This is a genomic window from Pseudomonas sp. UYIF39, from assembly GCF_029963765.1.
GTDB lineage: Bacteria > Pseudomonadota > Gammaproteobacteria > Pseudomonadales > Pseudomonadaceae > Aquipseudomonas.
In genome coordinates, this window is sequence record NZ_JALBYU010000001.1 from 183,869 (window position 1) to 200,377 (window position 16,509).

The 16,509-nt window shown below is 57.7% G+C and carries 18 protein-coding genes and 2 pseudogenes; 9 read left to right on the forward strand and 11 right to left on the reverse strand.

The features are described from left to right. Positions 1-139: 139 nt before the first annotated feature. Positions 140-1,045: a LysR family transcriptional regulator gene (locus MO767_RS00960; protein ID WP_282479006.1), complete on the forward strand. Its 906-nt coding sequence runs from the start codon at positions 140-142 to the stop codon at positions 1,043-1,045. Here MO767_RS00960 and MO767_RS00965 read toward each other — a convergent pair. Then, the gene (locus MO767_RS00965) at positions 1,035-1,811 is read right to left on the reverse strand and encodes a substrate-binding domain-containing protein (protein WP_282479007.1); all 777 of its coding nucleotides are present in this window, start codon (positions 1,809-1,811) and stop codon (positions 1,035-1,037) included. The two genes, MO767_RS00960 and MO767_RS00965, sit on opposite strands and share 11 nt — an antisense overlap. Positions 1,812-1,831: 20 nt before the next feature. Beyond that, positions 1,832-3,136 carry an MFS transporter gene (locus MO767_RS00970; protein WP_282479008.1) on the reverse strand — a complete coding sequence of 435 codons (1,305 nt, stop codon included), beginning with the start codon at positions 3,134-3,136 and terminating at the stop codon, positions 1,832-1,834. Between the two features lie 212 nt (positions 3,137-3,348). On the opposite strand from MO767_RS00970, the gene MO767_RS00975 reads away from it, so the two are divergent. Beyond that, complete coding sequence (locus MO767_RS00975) at positions 3,349-3,657, forward strand: RcnB family protein (protein ID WP_282479009.1); 309 nt, start codon at positions 3,349-3,351, stop codon at positions 3,655-3,657. 12 nt (positions 3,658-3,669) lie between these two features. Here MO767_RS00975 and MO767_RS00980 read toward each other — a convergent pair whose 3' ends face one another. Beyond that, positions 3,670-4,743 (reverse strand): sensor domain-containing diguanylate cyclase, encoded by a 1,074-nt coding sequence (locus tag MO767_RS00980; RefSeq protein ID WP_282479010.1) that lies wholly within the window; start codon positions 4,741-4,743, stop codon positions 3,670-3,672. A 165-nt stretch (positions 4,744-4,908) separates the two neighbouring features. On the opposite strand from MO767_RS00980, the gene MO767_RS00985 reads away from it, so the two are divergent. Then, positions 4,909-5,247 carry an FKBP-type peptidyl-prolyl cis-trans isomerase gene (locus MO767_RS00985; protein WP_282479011.1) on the forward strand — a complete coding sequence of 113 codons (339 nt, stop codon included), beginning with the start codon at positions 4,909-4,911 and terminating at the stop codon, positions 5,245-5,247. Between the two features lie 106 nt (positions 5,248-5,353). On the opposite strand, the gene MO767_RS00990 is transcribed toward MO767_RS00985, so the two are convergent. Together MO767_RS00990 and MO767_RS00995 are read right to left on the reverse strand one after the other, a co-directional pair. Beyond that, positions 5,354-5,593, reverse strand: coding sequence for a pyocin S6 family toxin immunity protein (locus MO767_RS00990; protein WP_282479012.1), 240 nt, complete (start codon positions 5,591-5,593; stop codon positions 5,354-5,356). A 15-nt stretch (positions 5,594-5,608) separates the two neighbouring features. Continuing rightward, positions 5,609-6,841, reverse strand: coding sequence for a colicin E3/pyocin S6 family cytotoxin (locus MO767_RS00995; RefSeq protein ID WP_282479013.1), 1,233 nt, complete (start codon positions 6,839-6,841; stop codon positions 5,609-5,611). Positions 6,842-6,977: 136 nt separating this feature from the next. Here MO767_RS00995 and MO767_RS01000 point away from each other — a divergent pair. Beyond that, a pseudogene (locus MO767_RS01000) lies at positions 6,978-7,130 on the forward strand (FKBP-type peptidyl-prolyl cis-trans isomerase); the annotation flags it as partial. Positions 7,131-7,226: 96 nt separating this feature from the next. On the opposite strand, the gene MO767_RS01005 reads toward MO767_RS01000, so the two are convergent. Then, complete coding sequence (locus MO767_RS01005) at positions 7,227-7,535, reverse strand: hypothetical protein (RefSeq protein WP_282479014.1); 309 nt, start codon at positions 7,533-7,535, stop codon at positions 7,227-7,229. A 240-nt stretch (positions 7,536-7,775) separates the two neighbouring features. Then, positions 7,776-8,807, reverse strand: coding sequence for a D-cysteine desulfhydrase family protein (locus tag MO767_RS01010; protein ID WP_282479015.1), 1,032 nt, complete (start codon positions 8,805-8,807; stop codon positions 7,776-7,778). 158 nt (positions 8,808-8,965) lie between these two features. On the opposite strand from MO767_RS01010, the pseudogene MO767_RS01015 reads away from it, so the two are divergent. From MO767_RS01015 to dmeF, 3 genes and pseudogenes are all read left to right on the forward strand, one after another. Then, a pseudogene (locus tag MO767_RS01015) lies at positions 8,966-9,791 on the forward strand (LysR family transcriptional regulator). 116 nt (positions 9,792-9,907) lie between these two features. After that, the gene (locus tag MO767_RS01020) at positions 9,908-10,183 is read left to right on the forward strand and encodes a metal/formaldehyde-sensitive transcriptional repressor (RefSeq protein ID WP_033054491.1); all 276 of its coding nucleotides are present in this window, start codon (positions 9,908-9,910) and stop codon (positions 10,181-10,183) included. A 12-nt stretch (positions 10,184-10,195) separates the two neighbouring features. Next, complete coding sequence (gene dmeF, locus MO767_RS01025; RefSeq protein WP_282479016.1) at positions 10,196-11,113, forward strand: CDF family Co(II)/Ni(II) efflux transporter DmeF; 918 nt, start codon at positions 10,196-10,198, stop codon at positions 11,111-11,113. 7 nt (positions 11,114-11,120) lie between these two features. Here the strand turns inward: dmeF and MO767_RS01030 are convergent, their stop codons facing one another. Continuing rightward, positions 11,121-12,242: a cytochrome P450 gene (locus tag MO767_RS01030; protein ID WP_282479017.1), complete on the reverse strand. Its 1,122-nt coding sequence runs from the start codon at positions 12,240-12,242 to the stop codon at positions 11,121-11,123. Between the two features lie 82 nt (positions 12,243-12,324). On the opposite strand from MO767_RS01030, the gene MO767_RS01035 reads away from it, so the two are divergent. Next, positions 12,325-13,089 (forward strand): winged helix-turn-helix domain-containing protein, encoded by a 765-nt coding sequence (locus tag MO767_RS01035; protein WP_282479018.1) that lies wholly within the window; start codon positions 12,325-12,327, stop codon positions 13,087-13,089. Here the strand turns inward: MO767_RS01035 and MO767_RS01040 are convergent. Beyond that, entirely contained in the window at positions 13,086-13,694 is a 609-nt protein-coding gene (locus MO767_RS01040; protein WP_282479019.1) for a LysE family translocator, read from the reverse strand. The genes MO767_RS01035 and MO767_RS01040 overlap by 4 nt on opposite strands. A 105-nt stretch (positions 13,695-13,799) precedes the next feature. Here MO767_RS01040 and MO767_RS01045 point away from each other — a divergent pair, with 105 nt between their 5' ends. Beyond that, positions 13,800-14,717, forward strand: a complete 918-nt coding sequence (locus MO767_RS01045; protein ID WP_282479020.1) for a LysR substrate-binding domain-containing protein — start codon at positions 13,800-13,802, stop codon at positions 14,715-14,717. Here MO767_RS01045 and MO767_RS01050 read toward each other — a convergent pair. Then, a complete protein-coding gene (locus MO767_RS01050) occupies positions 14,702-15,229 on the reverse strand; it encodes a serine acetyltransferase (protein WP_282479021.1) in 528 nt (175 codons plus the stop codon). The two genes, MO767_RS01045 and MO767_RS01050, sit on opposite strands and share 16 nt — an antisense overlap. Before the next feature lie 163 nt (positions 15,230-15,392). After that, positions 15,393-16,412 carry a branched-chain amino acid aminotransferase gene (locus MO767_RS01055; RefSeq protein WP_282479022.1) on the reverse strand — a complete coding sequence of 340 codons (1,020 nt, stop codon included), beginning with the start codon at positions 16,410-16,412 and terminating at the stop codon, positions 15,393-15,395. Positions 16,413-16,509: the final 97 nt, after the last annotated feature.

Below are 16,509 nucleotides of genomic sequence, written 5' to 3' on the forward strand. Positions count from 1 at the left end.
CGGTACGGCGAGGGCGACAAGGATAAAGGCTGGCGCTTGATGCGTCAGCCACGAACGCTCAGTGTGAGGTTACATTTAGCATCAATTGGTTACATTCATAGGATAAGCTGATCAATCTGCCTGTTCCCGAGTACGCATTATGGCCATCAACTTCGACCTGAACGACCTGCAAGCCTTTCGCGCCGTGGTGGAGCAGGGCAGCTTTCGCAAGGCGGCCGACGCGGTGCGCATTTCCCAACCGGCGCTGAGCCGGCGCATCGAAAAGCTCGAAGACGCCCTCGGTGTGAGGTTGTTCGAGCGCACCACACGCAAGGTCAGCCTGACCCAGGCCGGACGCGGTTTCATGCCGAGCGTCGAGCGTCTGTTGGACGATCTGGACGTGGCGCTATTGGGCATCAGCGAAGTCGCCTCGACCCGTCTCGGTCACGTCACCGTGGCCTGCGTGCCTTCAGCGGCTTACTACTTCATGCCGCGAGTGATCGCCCACTACCATCGGCAGTTTCCACGGATCAAGGTCAAGGTCCTCGATTCCAGCGCCCACGAAGTGCTGAGTGCGGTGGTCAACGGCGAGGCGGATTTCGGCCTGAGTTTCATGGGCACCCTCGAGGCGGAAGTGGAGTTCGAGCCGCTGGTACAGGAAGGTTATGTGGTGGCGTGCCGGCGCGATCATCCGTTGGCCGGACGCGCCAGCGTGACGTGGGACGAGTTTTATCAGCAGGACTACATCTCGCTGGACAAGACGTCCGGCAATCGCTTTCTGCTGGATCAGGCGCTCACGGGCATCGTGCCGCAGCGGTCGAGCATCTGCGAAACCCGGCATGTGACGACGATGATTGGTTTGGTCGAAGCGGGGTTGGGCGTGGCAGCGGTGCCCTTGATGGCAAAGCCGGCGGCGGATCACCCGATCCTGACGCGGGTGCCGCTGACCGATCCGCAGGTGATGCGCAGTGTCGGCTTGATCAAGCGCCGGGGTCGTACCTTGACCCCGGCGGCACTGGAACTGGAACGGCTGGTGGTGGAAATGAAAGTCCAGGTCAGCGACTGACTGAGTCCAGCCCAGTGGCTTTCACATCCGGTTGAGCGGCGGTGGAGGCCAGGTAATCCAGCAATGCCTTGGCTTGCGCCGGGTGTTGTGCGCCCACCGGAATGCCAGCAGCAAAACGCGTGACCGACTGCACCGATTCTGGAATCTTCGCCACAAAACTCACGCCCGGCACCGGCAGCAACTCGCTGACCTGCTGAAAGCCCAGTTGATAGTCGCCAGTGGCAACCACCGAGCCCACCGGGATTTTCGCAACCATCGTCGACTTGGGTTTGAGCTGGTCTTCGATGCCCAGCCGTTTGAACAATTGTTCCTCGATGTACACGCCACTGGCGCTGTCGGAATAGGCCACGGACTTCGCCTCGAGCAAGGTCTTTTTCAGGCCGTCGACAGAGCTGATGTCCGGTTTCGGCGCGCCTTCACGTACCACCAGGCCGATCCGCGAGTCCGCCAACTCGACCCGTGAGGCGGGATCGACTTTGCCTTGCTTGATCAGGTCATCGAGGGCGTAGCCGACCATGATCACTACGTCAGCTTTTTCACCGCGAGCCAGACGATTGGGAATCGCTTCCGGCGCCTTGCCCATCGACGGGCCGAGGGCGGTGTCCAGTGTGTTACCCGTGGAGGCGGCGAATTTCGGGCCGAGAATTTTGTAGGCAGCGGTGAAACCGCCGGAGGTCATCACGCGGATCTCTTCGGCCTGGGCGACGGTGCTCAGCCCGAGACCGGCCAGCAAAGCCAGGGCAGCAAAATTGAATAGCTTCTTCATGGTCATGTGCTCTCAAGGGGTCAGGACATCGCCGGTTGCAGGCGACCGGTCGAACGGCGATAGAGATACAGCGTCGCGCACAACGCACAGAGCGCGGCAAAACTCATCCAGTAACCGGGCGCAGCCTTGTCGCCGGTGTACTGGATCAGGAAGGTTGATATCGCCGGCGTGAAACCACCGAACACCGCCGTGGCCAGGCTATAAGCCAGGGAGAAACCGGCGACCCGAACTTCGACCGGCATGATTTCCGTCAGCGCGGCGATCATCGCGCCGTTGTACAAACCGTAAATGAACGACAACCACAGCAGCACCAACAGCATGTTGATGAAGCTCGGCGCCTGCACCAGATACGTCAGCGCCGGATACGCCGTGGCCAAGGTCAGCAGGGCCATGGCAATCAGCACCGGGCGACGGCCGATGCGATCCGACAGTGCACCGCCAATCGGCAGCCAGAAGAAGTTCGAAACGCCCACCAGCAAAGTCACCAGCAGCGCATCAGATGTACTCAGGTGCAGCACGGTTTTGCCAAAGGTCGGTGCGTAAACGGTGATCAGGTAAAACGCGGTGGTGGTCAGGGCGACCATCATCATCCCGGCGAACACGATCACCCAGTTCTGCGCCAACGTGCGGAACACATCGCCCATGCTCGGACGGTGTTTGCGGGCGGCGAACTCTTCGGTTTCCTCAAGGTTGCGACGCAGGAAAAAAATGAACGGCACGATCATGCAGCCAACGAAAAACGGAATCCGCCAGCCCCAGTCGGCAATCATCGCCGGCGCCATCCATTGGTTCAGGCCATAGCCCAACGCTGCCGCGACAATGATCGCCACTTGCTGGCTGGCCGACTGCCAACTGGTGAAGAAGCCTTTGTTGCCCGGCGTGGCGATTTCCGAGAGATACACCGAGACGCCACCCATTTCTGCGCCGGCCGAGAAGCCTTGCAACAAGCGGCCGATCAAGACGATGGCCGGGGCGAAGAGCCCGATGGTTTCGTAACCGGGCACCAGCACAATCAAAATCGTGCCGCTGGCCATGATCGACAGGGTGACGATCAACCCTTTGCGCCGGCCCACCTCATCGATATAAGCACCGAGCACCACGGCGCCCAACGGTCGCATCAGAAAGCCTGCGCCGAACACCGCGAAGGTCATCATCAGGGAGGCGAACTCGCTGCTGGCCGGGAAGAACACGGCAGCGATCTGCGTGGCGTAAAAGCCGAAAAGGAAGAAGTCGAATTGTTCGAGGAAGTTGCCCGAGGTGACCCGGAAAATCGCACTGGCCCGGGAGCGACCGGAAGTCGCGGGCCGTTGGGTTGATGCTGTCATAGACGTGTACTCCACCGCTTTTATGACGTGCACCGCCTGGACGCGGCGCACGGTTCTTATTGGGGCGGATAGTGGAGCAGGGTGATCGATATGTTAATTGCATTGTTGGCATGCATTGATGTGTGAAACGGATCAATGCAATCCGTAAGGAATGATTCGCTGCCTATGCAGTCGGAGTTCTGGTACCGCGACATCACAGGAGGATCACCCCCATGAACAACAAATCCCTCATCGCCGCCTTGGCCATCGCCGCCGGCGTTGCCGGTATCAGTCCCATTGTTCAAGCAGATGACCCACCGCAAAAAACCGTCCAGCCGGGGGTTAACAACGCCCGCGAACTGGTGAAGGGCGATCGTGCCCCCGACGTTTACCAGCGCAGCGAAAAAGCCTTGGTCAACTGGAAGCAGAAAGGCCTGAAGGCGCCGAAGGCTCAGGCGCAGTGGGTGCAGATCAATGACAAGTACATGATGGTGATGATTACCAACGGGACGATTGTGGATATCACGCCAGTGGAGCGTTAAACCGTCGAAGGGCTATTCGCTGTGAGCGCGTACGGGGCTTTCAGTGCCCAACCGATACTGATTATTCCCACTGCGCTTCGCCTCATACATCGCCAGATCCGCAATATGGATCAACCGGTCCATGCTCGGCGCATGGTCCGGGAACACCGCGACCCCCAGGCTGGTGCCGATGTGTCGTTGATCATTACCGATGGTCACCGGTGGCGACAGTTCGACGAAGATTTTCTGGCAGATGCTGCGGGCTTCGTCTTGCAGGCTGTTGCCCTGGGACAGGCCTTGAAGGATGACCACAAACTCGTCGCCACCGATCCGGGCGACGGTATCGGTTGAGCGCAGGATTTTCTTCAGTCGGGTGGCGGTGGTGATCAGTACCCGGTCGCCGGCGGCATGGCCGTAATGATCGTTGATTGCCTTGAAACCATTGAGGTCGACAAACACCAGCGCAACCCTCGTGGCACTGATGCGCGCCTGTTCCAGCGCCTCGGACAGACGCTCCTCGAGCACCAGACGATTGGGCAGACCGGTCAGCGGGTCGAAGTGGGCCAAGTGTTGCAGGTAGCTGGCGGAGGCTTTTTCCTCGGTGATATCGCGTACCACGCCCATCATCTTGATCGTTGCATCGTGGTCGTTCTTGACCACATTGCCGGTTTCCCGAAGCCAGCGGATCGTGCCGTCGGGCCAGACCACCCGATATTCCTCGTCATGGTTGTCGCCGGTTTCCAGGCAACGCAATTCCCCGGCCCGGACCTTGGCCCGGTCGTCCGGGTGAACACATGAGCAAAACAGCGCGTAGGAAGGCGTTACTTCGTCGATCTTGAAGCCGAACATGCCGTAGATCGCGTCCGACCAGTAGAGCTTGTCGGTGTCGACATCCCAGTCCCACGTGCCGATACGGGCGAAATACTGGCTACGCTTGAAGCGTTCGACGTCGCCATCCTGGCGGATGTTTTGTCCGTCCGTCAGGCTGGTGATCAGCACGCGATACTCGGCCAGCTGCTTTTGTAACGAGTGCTCGCGACAGATCAATGCGACGATCAAGGCAAGCATCAGTGAGCCGATGGTTGCGCTGGTCCAGTCGAGATTCATTCAGGGGTTGCCGTCATGGCGTGTTGATCCGTGGGGGTTAGGTGTTGCTTATCTTAGTTCACGGTTAATGCCAGAAACAGATCGAATCGGTTGCCAATCGGGCGCATTTCTGGGAAAACGGCGCCCATAACGCCTATCGGGCAAACGAACACACGAGTGCATGCAATGAATGATGAGCTTCAGGTAATCGACATCCAGGTGGGCGACGGCAAAGCCGCCGTAAAAGGCGCTCTGATCACCACGCAGTACCGCGGCTGGCTGGAAGACGGTACCGAGTTCGATTCTTCCTACAGCCGTGGCAAGCCTTTTCAGTGCGTGATCGGCACGGGTCGGGTGATTAAAGGGTGGGATCAGGGGATTATGGGCATGCAGGTTGGTGGCAAGCGCAAGTTGTGGGTGCCGGCGCATTTGGCCTACGGTGAACGGACCATGGGCAAGATCACGCCGAATTCGAACCTGATTTTCGAGATTGAATTGCTGGAAGTGCTGACGCGCGATGATTGATTGATTGTTGTTTTGGGGAAGTCAAAAGATCGCAGCGTGCGATCTTTTGATGTTGATTTGGCATGTTAAGTGAACGTCTTGATATTAACGAGCGTGTCAGCCGTGCCTACTCCCGCACCCCTATGAAGAGGTCCAGATCAGTCGGTAACTGCTCATTGAGAGCTTTAGCGACTTGTTGGACTTGCTCGCCGGTCAGTAGCCATTCTCCATCCGCGCTTTCATCAAAATTTTTCCAGCCTAGAACATCCATTACCGCGACTTCAAACTCAGGCAGAATTGTAAGATCGTATTTTAAGGAGTCGTCCTCGTCACTATCTTTTAAAAATCCACTAATCCATAAAAACATAAATAGCCTCTTAATTTACTTTTCGGTGGTTCTGCCAGGTATTGCGGGGTCTATCTGTTCACCTGTTTCGTGGTTAAACTCGCCAAGATGCTTACCTTGCTTGTCATAGATCTCTATTGCGCCTGTCTTGCTGTCCCATTCATATATTCGCCCCTTTCGGTCTTTCCACCGACTGCGCTTACCCCCGCCGCCCTGAACACTGCTTTTTGATTTAACAGGAAGGGCATCAGGGAATGCAGGTAATGCCCGCGGCGGCCTGTGGTACTTTATATCACCGTTACCAGCAGGTCTTGAAACCACCACATACAGCGGCTGCACACCGGAGTCAGACGGAAAAACAAGAATGAAGTCCTTGTATTCTGGGGGGTAAATCGGGTTGACGATGATGTTATCTGCCTGTTCAGTAGGCGGATAAATCAAGATTTGCGGGGCTTGCGGGCCGCCCTCTAGCGGAGGGATACCTGAAGTGCTCGACGGATCAACCGCTGGCGTCCATATCAGTGTTACGCCATCACCAAAATCAGCCACTTGCTGAGAGCCTTGTGCGAGGAACTGCACTACAGGAATCATTTCCCAGTCGCGGCGCTTCTGGGTGTTGTACCCGTAGGCTTTCAAGGTGCCATCGGCTTGTTGCTCGACGTATAGTCGAAGACGTGTACGGCCTTGCTTGAGCGATTTGAGTTGTTCGTCTGTATACAGGCTGCTGTCGCCGAGACTCGACGGCCACAACAGTGCAACCACTCCCACCAATGCACCGGTAACAACACTAGCCGTCACGATGCTTGCACCACCAGCAGCACCCGCTGCAGCAGTCCCGGTACCAGCAGGACTAGCCCCGCCTAAGAGAAGCGTTCCCAGTGCAGCAGGCAACGTGCTGCCACTGATTTGTTTGAGAGGAATGTTCCCCGCTGCATCCCTTTCACGGCCACCCAGCAGGGAGAATTCCCCATAGTCGGCCAGCTTTTCAACTGGAACAAACCCCGCCGCGTTGTCGTGATTGATTACACCGTTTGGGAGGTTAAAGCTTTTGGTGAATACACACCCCATGGAACTGGGACGGTTCTGCTGTTGAGGCTTGCTGATAAAACGGTCTTCATACGCCTGTTGTCGAGCCAGCATGTCGTCGTAGGATTTTTGTCTGGCGTCTCGCTCTGCTAATTCGGTGGCGGTCATGTAGCGGCTGGTTATGTGGTGCCCGTCCCCTGACGGTGGGTTTTGCACCCGCGGTATGTCTTTATTGCGAGCCATTAGCGTCCTTTCAAGTTCCAGCGTGAGGCTGGGGCAACGGGACATTACACGGGGGCTCCAACGCTGGATGTAGGACATGTCCTAATTGCCATGTTCCAGTTTCCTGCGTCTATGTCATTGTCGAAATACCTGGGGGCAGGGGATGATGGGCATGCAGGTCGGTGGTAAACGTCAGCTGTTTGCGCCTGCGAATTTGGCCTATGGCGAGCGGATGATGGGTGCGATCACACCGAATTCGAACCTGATCTTCGAAATTGAATTGTTGGAAGTGCTGACGCGCGACGATTGATTGGCATATGAGCTGAAATGACAAAAACCTCCCTATCTGCTCACAGAAAGGGAGGTTTTTTTTGGAGCATTGATCAAGCCACCACGCCACAGTGATTCAGGTGAATGCGTCGATGTCGTCAAGGGTGTCCATAACAACTCCTTCCAAGGAGGGGAATTTGTACTTCACACTTTCGAGTGCCGGGAGCACCATTTTCGTATCCAGACCGCCATGCCTGCGGGCTATGTGACCAAGCGCGGTGATGGCGGTTGCTGCAATCGATTCGATCTCACTTGCGAGGTACTTGAGGCAAGTGTTCTGAGCCCAGGTTTTGTCCTGTTCATTCAGGCCTATTGAAACCAATGCGGCAATAACGTTCGTTTCTACATCGCTAGCAAGGAGCCTCGTCGCTTCCTCGTGGCTCATTGATGGATCCTGGTAGAGAAGGCCCACTTTTTTACTCCTGGAACGTTGCCCTTGTTATCGATTTTTTTAGCTTTAATCAGAGCGTTTTTCATATCTTGGTGAGAACTCAGGATTGCATCCTATGGCTGTAGGACGGGTCTGAAACTGGTCCTGTTGGTACAAATGCACGTGTTTCTCTCAATAGGAAAATCAATCGAGAGAAGTGAATGGCAGGAAGTACTGACCCGCGACGATTAACCGCTAAGACTGAAAGGTCTCCCGGTAGGCATAGAGGCCCGGTGTTCCACCGGTCATCACGAACAGCACGTTGTCCCCGGAACGGTAGCGTCCTTGCCTGAGATCGGCCAACAGCCCGGCAAACGCTTTGCCGGAGTACACAGGGTCGATCAACAGGCCTTCGGCGCGAGCCATCAGGCGCACTGCTTCCTGCATGGCTGGCGTCGGCAGACCGTAACCGTCGCCCAACTGACTGCCGTCGATGGCGATCTCTTCAGCCTGCACAATGGCGCTACTGCCCAACAGCGCCAACGCGTCCTGGGTCAATTGCCGGGTTCTGGCCGCTGAGGTGCTTTGATCGGATAAAACCGAATAGGACTTGACGATCGAGGTGCCTCGGCCCAGCAACTGGAAGCCCGCCGCGAGCCCGGCGTGAGTGCCAGCGCTGCCGTTGGGCACCACGACCTGATTGAAGGCGAGGCCGAGTTCCGTCTCCTGCTGCGCGATCTCCGCCGCGCAGCGCGCATAACCGAGACTGCCCAGAGGCGTTGAGCCACCGGTGGGAATCACCAGTACGTTGCGCCCTGAATCCCGAAGTTGCGTGGCCCGTGTTTCGGCCATGGCGAGTGAGTCGCTGCCCCCGGCAAGCACCTGTAGCTGTGCGCCGAACAACTGGTCGAGCAGAACGTTGCCGTTGAGTTCGTAATCGACATCGGTTTTGGGTACCGCGCGGGTCAGGATCAGTTCACAGGCAAGGCCCAGGCGAGCACACACCGCGGCGGTCAGGCGCGCATGGTTGGACTGAATGCCGCCCACGCTGATCACCGTGTCGACTCCGGCCGCCAGCGCTGCGCCGATATGGAATTCGAGTTTGCGCAGTTTGTTACCGCCACCGCCAATCAGCATATGATCGTCGCGCTTGAGAAACAGGCCGACTCCCTGCGGTTTCAAGCCCAGCAGTTGTTCGAGGCGTTCGGCGCGCTGAATGGGCGTAGGGCCTTGCAGAAGGTCTGCCCGCGCAAAAGAACTCAGTGACGTGTCCAGTAGGGTTTGCATCAATGGAGCCTCGTTGTTCACATTTAATAATGTGACTCTATGGAGAACGCCCTTCGTGATAAACGCATTGCCGGTTATTACTCCTTTAACCTGATGTACTTAATCAAGCGTTCAGTTTCCTCCCCTCACAAGGCATGGTCATGAGCAAACTCAGGCAAATGGAAGTTTTCGTCGCCGTGGTCGAGGCGGGCAGCTTCGCCGATGCGGCCAGTGACATCGGGATGTCGGCGGTCATGGTTGGACGGCATATCCAGAGCCTGGAGACAATCCTCAATACCCAGCTCATTCAACGCACAACCCGCCGGCAATCCATCACCGGGGAAGGGCGGTTGTTTTATGAAGAAGCCAAGCGGGCACTGGAACAGGTGAAATACGCGTTCAGCCGGGTGGAAGCGTCGAGCCCGGAGCCCAGCGGCCTGTTGCGAATCACCGCACCGATGACCCTCGGCGTGTCATTGGTCGGTCCTCTGGTGTCGGAGTTCATGAAGTGTTATCCGCAGGTCCAGGTCGAGCTGATTCTGAGCAACGAAGTGGTGGACCTGTACGAGACGTCTTTCGATCTGGCGTTCAGGATTTCCGCCGTATCGAATGGTGATCTGCGCATCGCCCCGGTACCTGGAAAAATGGCAGGAACCCCAATCTCCCGAAGACCTGCACCGACACAGAATCCTCACCCACACGTCCTGGAACAACCGGTTTGCCTGGCCTTTGCAAAACGGCGCCAGCGAGGTTGCCTGGCCCGAAGGAGCGGTGCTGAAAAGCAATGACGGCCAAGTGCTGCTGCAGGCGGCCGTGGCTGGAGAGGGGATTTTGATGCAGCCCGATTTCCTGGTGTCGGCTGCCATGGCGAATGGCGAACTCGTGCGGATCCTGGACGCCTATGCTCCGCCGCCCAAGCCGGTGCAAATGGTGTATCCACGCTCGCGCAAATCACTGCCAAAATTGAAAGCCTTTATCGATTTTGTTGCGCTGCGACTGGCGTGACCGTTGCGGATGCGGATTTTTCAGCAGGGTTTCGATAGGCCCTCGCTGATTGTCGTCTTGCCAGTTCTACCGGGATCAGTGACTATGTGCGCAACATAGGGGTAGGGGGTATAGGTATGGCGCACATCCACGAACACAAAGATGACTTGCTCAACCGGGTTCGGCGCATTTCAGGTCAGGTGCAGGCCATAGAGCGGGCGCTTGAGTCCGACGCTGATTGCGCCAAGACCTTGCATCTGGTCGCGGCTGTCCGCGGTGCGGTTAACGGTTTGATGGATCAGTTCATCGACGCCCACGCCCGTGAACACGTCGCACGTCCTGGCCTCAGCGACGAAGAGCGCGCCGAAGGCCTGGAAGAGTTGCTGCAAGCCATTCGTCGCTACTCGAAATAGAGATCCGGACACATGACACAAACGCCGCAAGCTTTGAATTTTTCTCACGACCACATGTTTCTCGCCGCCTCCCATGATGAAAACGCCCGCCGCACTTTGTGGGTGGTGGCGCTGACCTTCGTCATGATGATTGGCGAGATTACTGCCGGTTACATCACCGGCTCCATGGCACTGCTGGCCGATGGTTTTCACATGGCGACCCATGCCGGTGCCTTGGGCATTGCGGCAGCGGCGTACGGTTTTACCCGACGCAATGCCAACAATGCCCGTTACAGTTTCGGTACTGGCAAGGTCGGTGATCTAGCCGGTTTTGCCTCGGCCATGGTGCTGGGGCTGGTGTCGCTCGGTATCGCCGGTGAATCCATCCTGCGCCTGTTTCAGCCGACCACCGTGGCCTTTACGGAGGCGACGATGATTGCGGTGGTGGGGCTCGCGGTAAACATCGTCAGTGCGTTTTTGCTGGCGGGCAATCATGGGCACGGCCATGATCATGGCCACGGCCATCACCACCATCACGACAACAACCTGCGCTCAGCTTATGTCCATGTACTCGCCGACGCCTTGACCTCGGTGCTGGCCATCGCCGCCTTGCTGGCCGGCCGTTACCTCGGTTGGGTCTGGCTGGACCCGGTGATGGGCATCGTCGGCGCCATCGTCATCGCCAAGTGGGCCTATGGTCTGATGCGCACCAGTGCTGCGGTGCTGCTCGACACCACCGATGAGCACGTGGCTGCTGAAATTCGTGAACTGCTGGAGTCGTCGGGTGACGTGCACATCAGCGACCTTCACGTCTGGCAGGTCGGGCCTGAGGCGCGGGCAGCGATTGTCAGCGTAGTGGCGGCAGCGGGAGTGAGTGCCGACAACGTTCGCGAACGTCTGGCGCCGGTTCATGAGTTGTCTCACCTGACCGTCGAGTATCGCAATGCTTGATACCTCTTTAGGGGCAGTCGCTGAATAGCGGAATGCGGCCGTTGAGGGAAGGGCGGTAGTGCCAGGCCAATCGGTCCAGTGAGGGTTTCATTGCCAAAATCTGACGCAGCGTTGCACTGGCTATCCCCAGCGCCAATTTCTGCCCCGGACATTGATGCCGCCCCGCACCAAAGGTGAAGCTGCGCCGGTCTGGACGATCAAGAAGAAAGACGTCGGGATGGTCATTGAGCTGCGGATCGCGATTGGCCGAAGCCAACAGCACCAGAATCATGTCGCCGGGGTTCAGGCGCACTCCCTCGATTTCACAAGGCGCAGCGATAAACCGGGGGGTGTTCTGCACCGAGGGATCGAAGCGCTGAACTTCAGCGATCAAGTCGTCCACGGGTGTTGATTCGCTGTGCAACGACGGGTTTCGAATTAACGCCAACAGCGCATTGCCGATCAGCCCGGCGGTGGCTTCATAGGTCTGGGAAAACAACCCGATCAGGTTGGCGATCAGCATTTCAGAATCGCCAGATATTGCCGCGAGCCGATGGCGGATCCCGGCGAGCAGGGTGCTCTGATTGTTCGGGTCATCCAGCAGCTCAACGAAATAGCCGCTCAATTGTTCTGCTGTAACGTGCGCCACCTTCAGTTGCGCTTGATCGCTCAGCGGCGACAGGCACGCGACGAAGTCCGCCGTCAGCTCGCTGATAACCCGGCCCTGAGCCGGGGAGAACCCCAGCAATGCAGCCACCACGCACACCGGCCCACGGAACATCGCCTTGTACAACCCATCGGCGCCGGGAGTGATCAGACGCGCACCGACCAGTGCATTGACTTCATCGACATCAATCAACGCCAACCCTGGCTGAATTGCCGACCTCGGGCAACGCTGCCGCTCGCCCTCATTCATCCGCATCAACTGACTAAAGACCTTGCCGGCCATCCCGCCAACAATCGCCTTGGGCACCGGCTCGTATGACGGCCGGACATGACAGTCAGGATGCGCCAGCACGGACGCAACGGCGTGGGCGCTACTTGCCACCCACACTTTCAGTCCTTGGTGAAAAAACAGCCCACCCTCGGCACGCAGCTGCGCGTAATAGGGATAAGGATCTGCATGAGTCGCAGCGATGATCGGGTCCATGGGTCGCAGCCTTGTTCGTGGTTGGAAAAGTGTTGCTACTATCTCCAGTCCGAAAGGGCCTTGATTCGTCCGGGAGCGAAATATGAACGTAGAACAGCACGACATCGGCGTCTCTCAGGTGGCTGCGGCGATCGCGGAACCGGCCCGGACGAAAATCCTCTGTTCGCTGATGGACGGCCACGCCCGCACCAGCACCGAGCTGGCAGCGATTGCCGAGGTCAGCGCCTCCACGGCCAGCGCGCACCTGGCCAAACTCAAGGAATTGGCGCTGGTGCGGCTGCACGTGCAGGGCCGACATCGCTATTACAGCCTGACGGACAAGCGCGTCGCCCAGGCGCTGGAAGCGTTGATGGTGATCGGCCAGAACGCCGCGCCGACCTTCAATCCGCGCACCCCGGATCGCCTGCAATTCGCCCGTACTTGCTACGACCACATGGCCGGCACGTTGGCCGTGCTGCTGCATGACCGGATGATCGAAGCGGGGTGGCTGCTGGAAACCGATGAACAGGTCTATCAGCTGAGCGACGGCGGCGAGGCGTTGTTTGAAGGGTTGGGTATTGAGGTCAAGGACTTGAGCACGCTGCGCCGCCGCTTCGCCTGCCCATGTCTGGACTGGAGCATGCGTCGGCCGCATCTGGGCGGTTCGTTGGGGGCGGCGTTAATGCAAACGGCGATCAAGCGCAAATGGGTGACCCAGGACCTGGACAGCCGCGCGCTGGCGTTGACGGCGACGGGGCGAAAGGAACTCAGCAGCCGGTTTGCCGTTGAACTGCCGGTTCAGGTATCGACAGCACAACCCGGATTCACCGAGACCCGGCGTCGCGCGAACGCCAGTTCTGCGCCTTAGCGACTGGCCGAGGCCATCAGCACGCCGAAACCGGCGAAGGTCACGCCCGAGACTTTCGCCGCCAGCCAGGAACCCTTCGGGCTGGATAACCAGCCTTTGGCGGCATTGGCGAGCAAGGCATAGCTGCCATGCACGAGGATCACCAGTACGCCGTAGGACGCGACCAGCTTGAAAAACTGGGTGGTGAAGTGCGCTGAGGTGTCGATGAATTGCGGGAACACCGCCAGAAAGAAAAACACGGCCTTGGGGTTCAAAAGCTGGATCGAAGCCGCTTCAAGGAAGCGGTAGCCCGGGCTTGAGGGGCGTGTTTCAAGCAGCGTATTGAAACCAGCCGAGCGCCAGCTTTTGTAGCCCAGGTACAACAAATAGGCGGCCCCTGCGTACTTCAACGCGGTAAAGGCGTTGGCGGAGGTGCTGAGGATCAGGCCGACACTGGTGGCGCTGATGGCGGCGACGATAAAAGCTCCCGACGCGATCCCCAGAATGCCCGGCACTGCCCCGGTCCAGCCGTGGCGTACCGCGTTGGACAGGGTCAGGACCACGCCAGGCCCCGGACTCAAAATGGTCAGGGTGGCAAACAGTAGAAAGAGTCCATAGCTGTTCATGTCTTGCTCCGTCAGGTGGCGCTGGCTGCGTGCGAGCAGATTGGCGTGACGACGTGGGCCTGACAAACGCTTTAATTGCGCTGCATATGTGACTAAATTAGACGCATGATAAATCCACTACCGCCGCTTAATGCTGTTCGCGCCTTCGCCGTTGCTGCTCGTCATCAGAGTTTCAGCCTGGCGGCCGAAGAGCTGCATGTCAGTCACAGTGCCGTCAGCCGGCACATCAAATTGCTTGAGGAGCACCTGGGTGTGCTGCTGTTCGAGCGGCGTATCCGGCAATCGGTGCTGACGCCGGCCGGTCAGCGCTTTTATGAGCAGGTCAGCGCCGGGCTGGCGCAGATTGCCAACGCCGCCGCTGCGCTTAAGCAACATGCCTCGCTGCCGACCGTGAAGATTAATGTCCGTCCGTCCTTTGCGATGCTTTGGCTAGCGCCCAGACTGGAGGATTTCATTGCGCAGCACCCGGACATCAAACCGCAAGTGATTACTCAAACCCAGGCGCCCGATCATTCGCGCGACGGATTCGACATCGTCATTCGCCGTGGTCGTGACGACTGGGCGCCGGCGATTGAGGCGCGAGCCCTCTTCGAAGACGAACTGTTGCTGGTCGCGGCACCTTCGCTGATCGAACGCCAGGCCCTTGAAGACCTCACGTCCCTGAGCCAGCACACGTTACTGACCGCCAAGGCGCGTCGCGAAGATTGGCACAACTGGGCACTGCATTTTGGTCAAACCCAGTCAGCCACTCAGGTCACCCGGCAGTTTGATCACATGCACCTGGTGCTGGAGGCCGCCGTGGATGGACAGGGCATTGCCTTGTGCCCGACCTCTTTGCTGGGCACCCATCTCTCGAGCGGTCGCCTGATCTGCCCGTTGCCCGAATTGCGAATGCCGTTGCCGCGTTATTACTACGGTGTCGCGCCGGATGTGACGGTGCAGACACGGGTGTTTTTGGAGTGGTTGTTTGCTCGGATTACTCAGGACACCCTCCAGAGACCTCACGATTATCTGGCGTTATAAAAAGTTGCGCCTTCAGGGATGTTTTTATTGACGAAGGACATGGCCCCGATAGTAACGTTATCACCAATTGAGAGGGTGTTCGCGATGATGCAACTATTTGCCCCAACACTTACGTTATCGCCGATCTTGAGATCATATACAGACAACCCCATGGTTTTTATGCCAATGGTGGTATTTTGACGGATAAAGAAATTTCGGCCGATCTGAACATGGCCAGTGATGACGACCCTAGGCAAATGGCCGATACGAAAGCCGGGCCCTATCTTGGCATCAATACTTATTTCAACCCGGTACTTTAGATTGATCTTCCTTTCCAATCGTTTCGCATAAACGCGGAACAAACCGTTTCGAGAATTTAAATACTGCGCAAGTCTAAATACAAACAAGTACCTAAGCGTGTTGTTCTTTCTGGTTCGTTTAAGAATGTTGGTTATCAGGCCGAAGTGACTTCCCGGTTTGTTCTTGTTTGAAACTTCCGATTTCCAATGCATCGTCAAAGTTTCTAAATTCACGGCGCTGCCCCTAGCCTTACGGCTCTGAAAAATGGGCTAGTTTAACAAGTGAGCTATGGAATGGTTACGGACCCTGAATCGCTATTCTTTTTGCAATAAAAAACCCACCCATCGCCAAAGCGATGAATGGGCTATGTGCCGCGTGGGGACAGGCCCCGTCAAATCAAACCTTGACAATCCAGCCCGCTGGCGCTTCGATGTCGCCGGTCTGTACGCCCGTCAGCTCTTTGTAGAGCTTCTGGGTGACCGGGCCGACGTCAGTTTCGCTGTGGAACACGTGCAGTTTGTCGTTGTAGCTGATGCCGCCGATCGGGGTGATCACCGCGGCAGTACCGCAAGCACCGGCTTCCTTGAAGTCGGACAGCTTGTCGATGAGCACGTCGCCTTCGACCACTTCCAGGCCCAGACGTGATTTTGCCAGCTCGATCAACGACAGACGGGTGATGCCCGGGAGGACCGAGGGCGAGTTCGGGGTCACGAACTTGTTGTCGTGGGTGATCCCGAAGAAGTTGGCCGAACCGACTTCTTCGATTTTCGTGTGGGTCATCGGGTCCAGGTAGATACAGTCGGCGAAGTGGGCTTTCTTGGCCTGGGAACCTGGCATCAGGCTGGCCGCGTAGTTACCACCGACCTTGGCTGCACCGGTGCCTTGTGGGGCGGCGCGGTCGTAGCTGGAGATCAGGAAGTTGTGCGGGGTCAGGCCGCCCTTGAAGTAGGCACCGACCGGAATGGCGAAGATCGAGAAGATGAACTCGGGGGCAGTACGCACGCCGATGTTGTCACCCACGCCGATCACGAACGGACGCAGGTACAGCGCGCCGCCGGTGCCGTAAGGCGGGATGAAACGCTCGTTGGCGCGGACAACTTCCTTGCAGGCTTCGACGAACTGTTCGGTGGACACCTGTGGCATCAGCAGTCGCGCGCAGCTGCGTTGCATGCGTGCGGCGTTCTGGTCCGGGCGGAACAGGTTGATCGAACCGTCCTTGCAACGATAGGCCTTCAGCCCTTCGAAGCATTGCTGCCCATAGTGAAGGGCAGTGGATCCTTCGCTGATGTGCAGCACATTGTCTTCGGTCAGGGTGCCTTTATCCCACTCGCCATTACGCCAGTGCGACAGATAGCGCTTGTCTGTCTTGATGTAGTCAAAACCCAACTTGTCCCAATTGATGCTTTCGTTACCCATGACACCCTCTATCGCTTAACAACCGCCGAAACGGTTCAAGGCTTCTGACGTTTTTCTGGATGGGGACAACAATACTTCATTCCGGGCCCATTTCGCA

Coding starts and splice junctions, on each gene's coding strand:
- MO767_RS01040 (WP_282479019.1), bottom strand. CDS start 13,694: ATGAACAGCTATGGACTCTTTCTACTGTTTGCCACCCTGACCATTTTG.
- MO767_RS00980 (WP_282479010.1), bottom strand. CDS start 4,743: ATGAATCTCGACTGGACCAGCGCAACCATCGGCTCACTGATGCTTGCC.
- MO767_RS01020 (WP_033054491.1), top strand. CDS start 9,908: ATGGCGCACATCCACGAACACAAAGATGACTTGCTCAACCGGGTTCGG.
- MO767_RS00995 (WP_282479013.1), bottom strand. CDS start 6,841: ATGGCTCGCAATAAAGACATACCGCGGGTGCAAAACCCACCGTCAGGG.
- MO767_RS00970 (WP_282479008.1), bottom strand. CDS start 3,136: ATGACAGCATCAACCCAACGGCCCGCGACTTCCGGTCGCTCCCGGGCC.
- MO767_RS01030 (WP_282479017.1), bottom strand. CDS start 12,242: ATGGACCCGATCATCGCTGCGACTCATGCAGATCCTTATCCCTATTAC.
- dmeF (WP_282479016.1), top strand. CDS start 10,196: ATGACACAAACGCCGCAAGCTTTGAATTTTTCTCACGACCACATGTTT.
- MO767_RS01055 (WP_282479022.1), bottom strand. CDS start 16,412: ATGGGTAACGAAAGCATCAATTGGGACAAGTTGGGTTTTGACTACATC.
- MO767_RS01005 (WP_282479014.1), bottom strand. CDS start 7,535: ATGAGCCACGAGGAAGCGACGAGGCTCCTTGCTAGCGATGTAGAAACG.
- MO767_RS00985 (WP_282479011.1), top strand. CDS start 4,909: ATGAATGATGAGCTTCAGGTAATCGACATCCAGGTGGGCGACGGCAAA.
- MO767_RS00975 (WP_282479009.1), top strand. CDS start 3,349: ATGAACAACAAATCCCTCATCGCCGCCTTGGCCATCGCCGCCGGCGTT.
- MO767_RS00990 (WP_282479012.1), bottom strand. CDS start 5,593: ATGTTTTTATGGATTAGTGGATTTTTAAAAGATAGTGACGAGGACGAC.
- MO767_RS01010 (WP_282479015.1), bottom strand. CDS start 8,807: ATGCAAACCCTACTGGACACGTCACTGAGTTCTTTTGCGCGGGCAGAC.
- MO767_RS00965 (WP_282479007.1), bottom strand. CDS start 1,811: ATGAAGAAGCTATTCAATTTTGCTGCCCTGGCTTTGCTGGCCGGTCTC.
- MO767_RS01045 (WP_282479020.1), top strand. CDS start 13,800: ATGATAAATCCACTACCGCCGCTTAATGCTGTTCGCGCCTTCGCCGTT.
- MO767_RS01035 (WP_282479018.1), top strand. CDS start 12,325: ATGAACGTAGAACAGCACGACATCGGCGTCTCTCAGGTGGCTGCGGCG.
- MO767_RS00960 (WP_282479006.1), top strand. CDS start 140: ATGGCCATCAACTTCGACCTGAACGACCTGCAAGCCTTTCGCGCCGTG.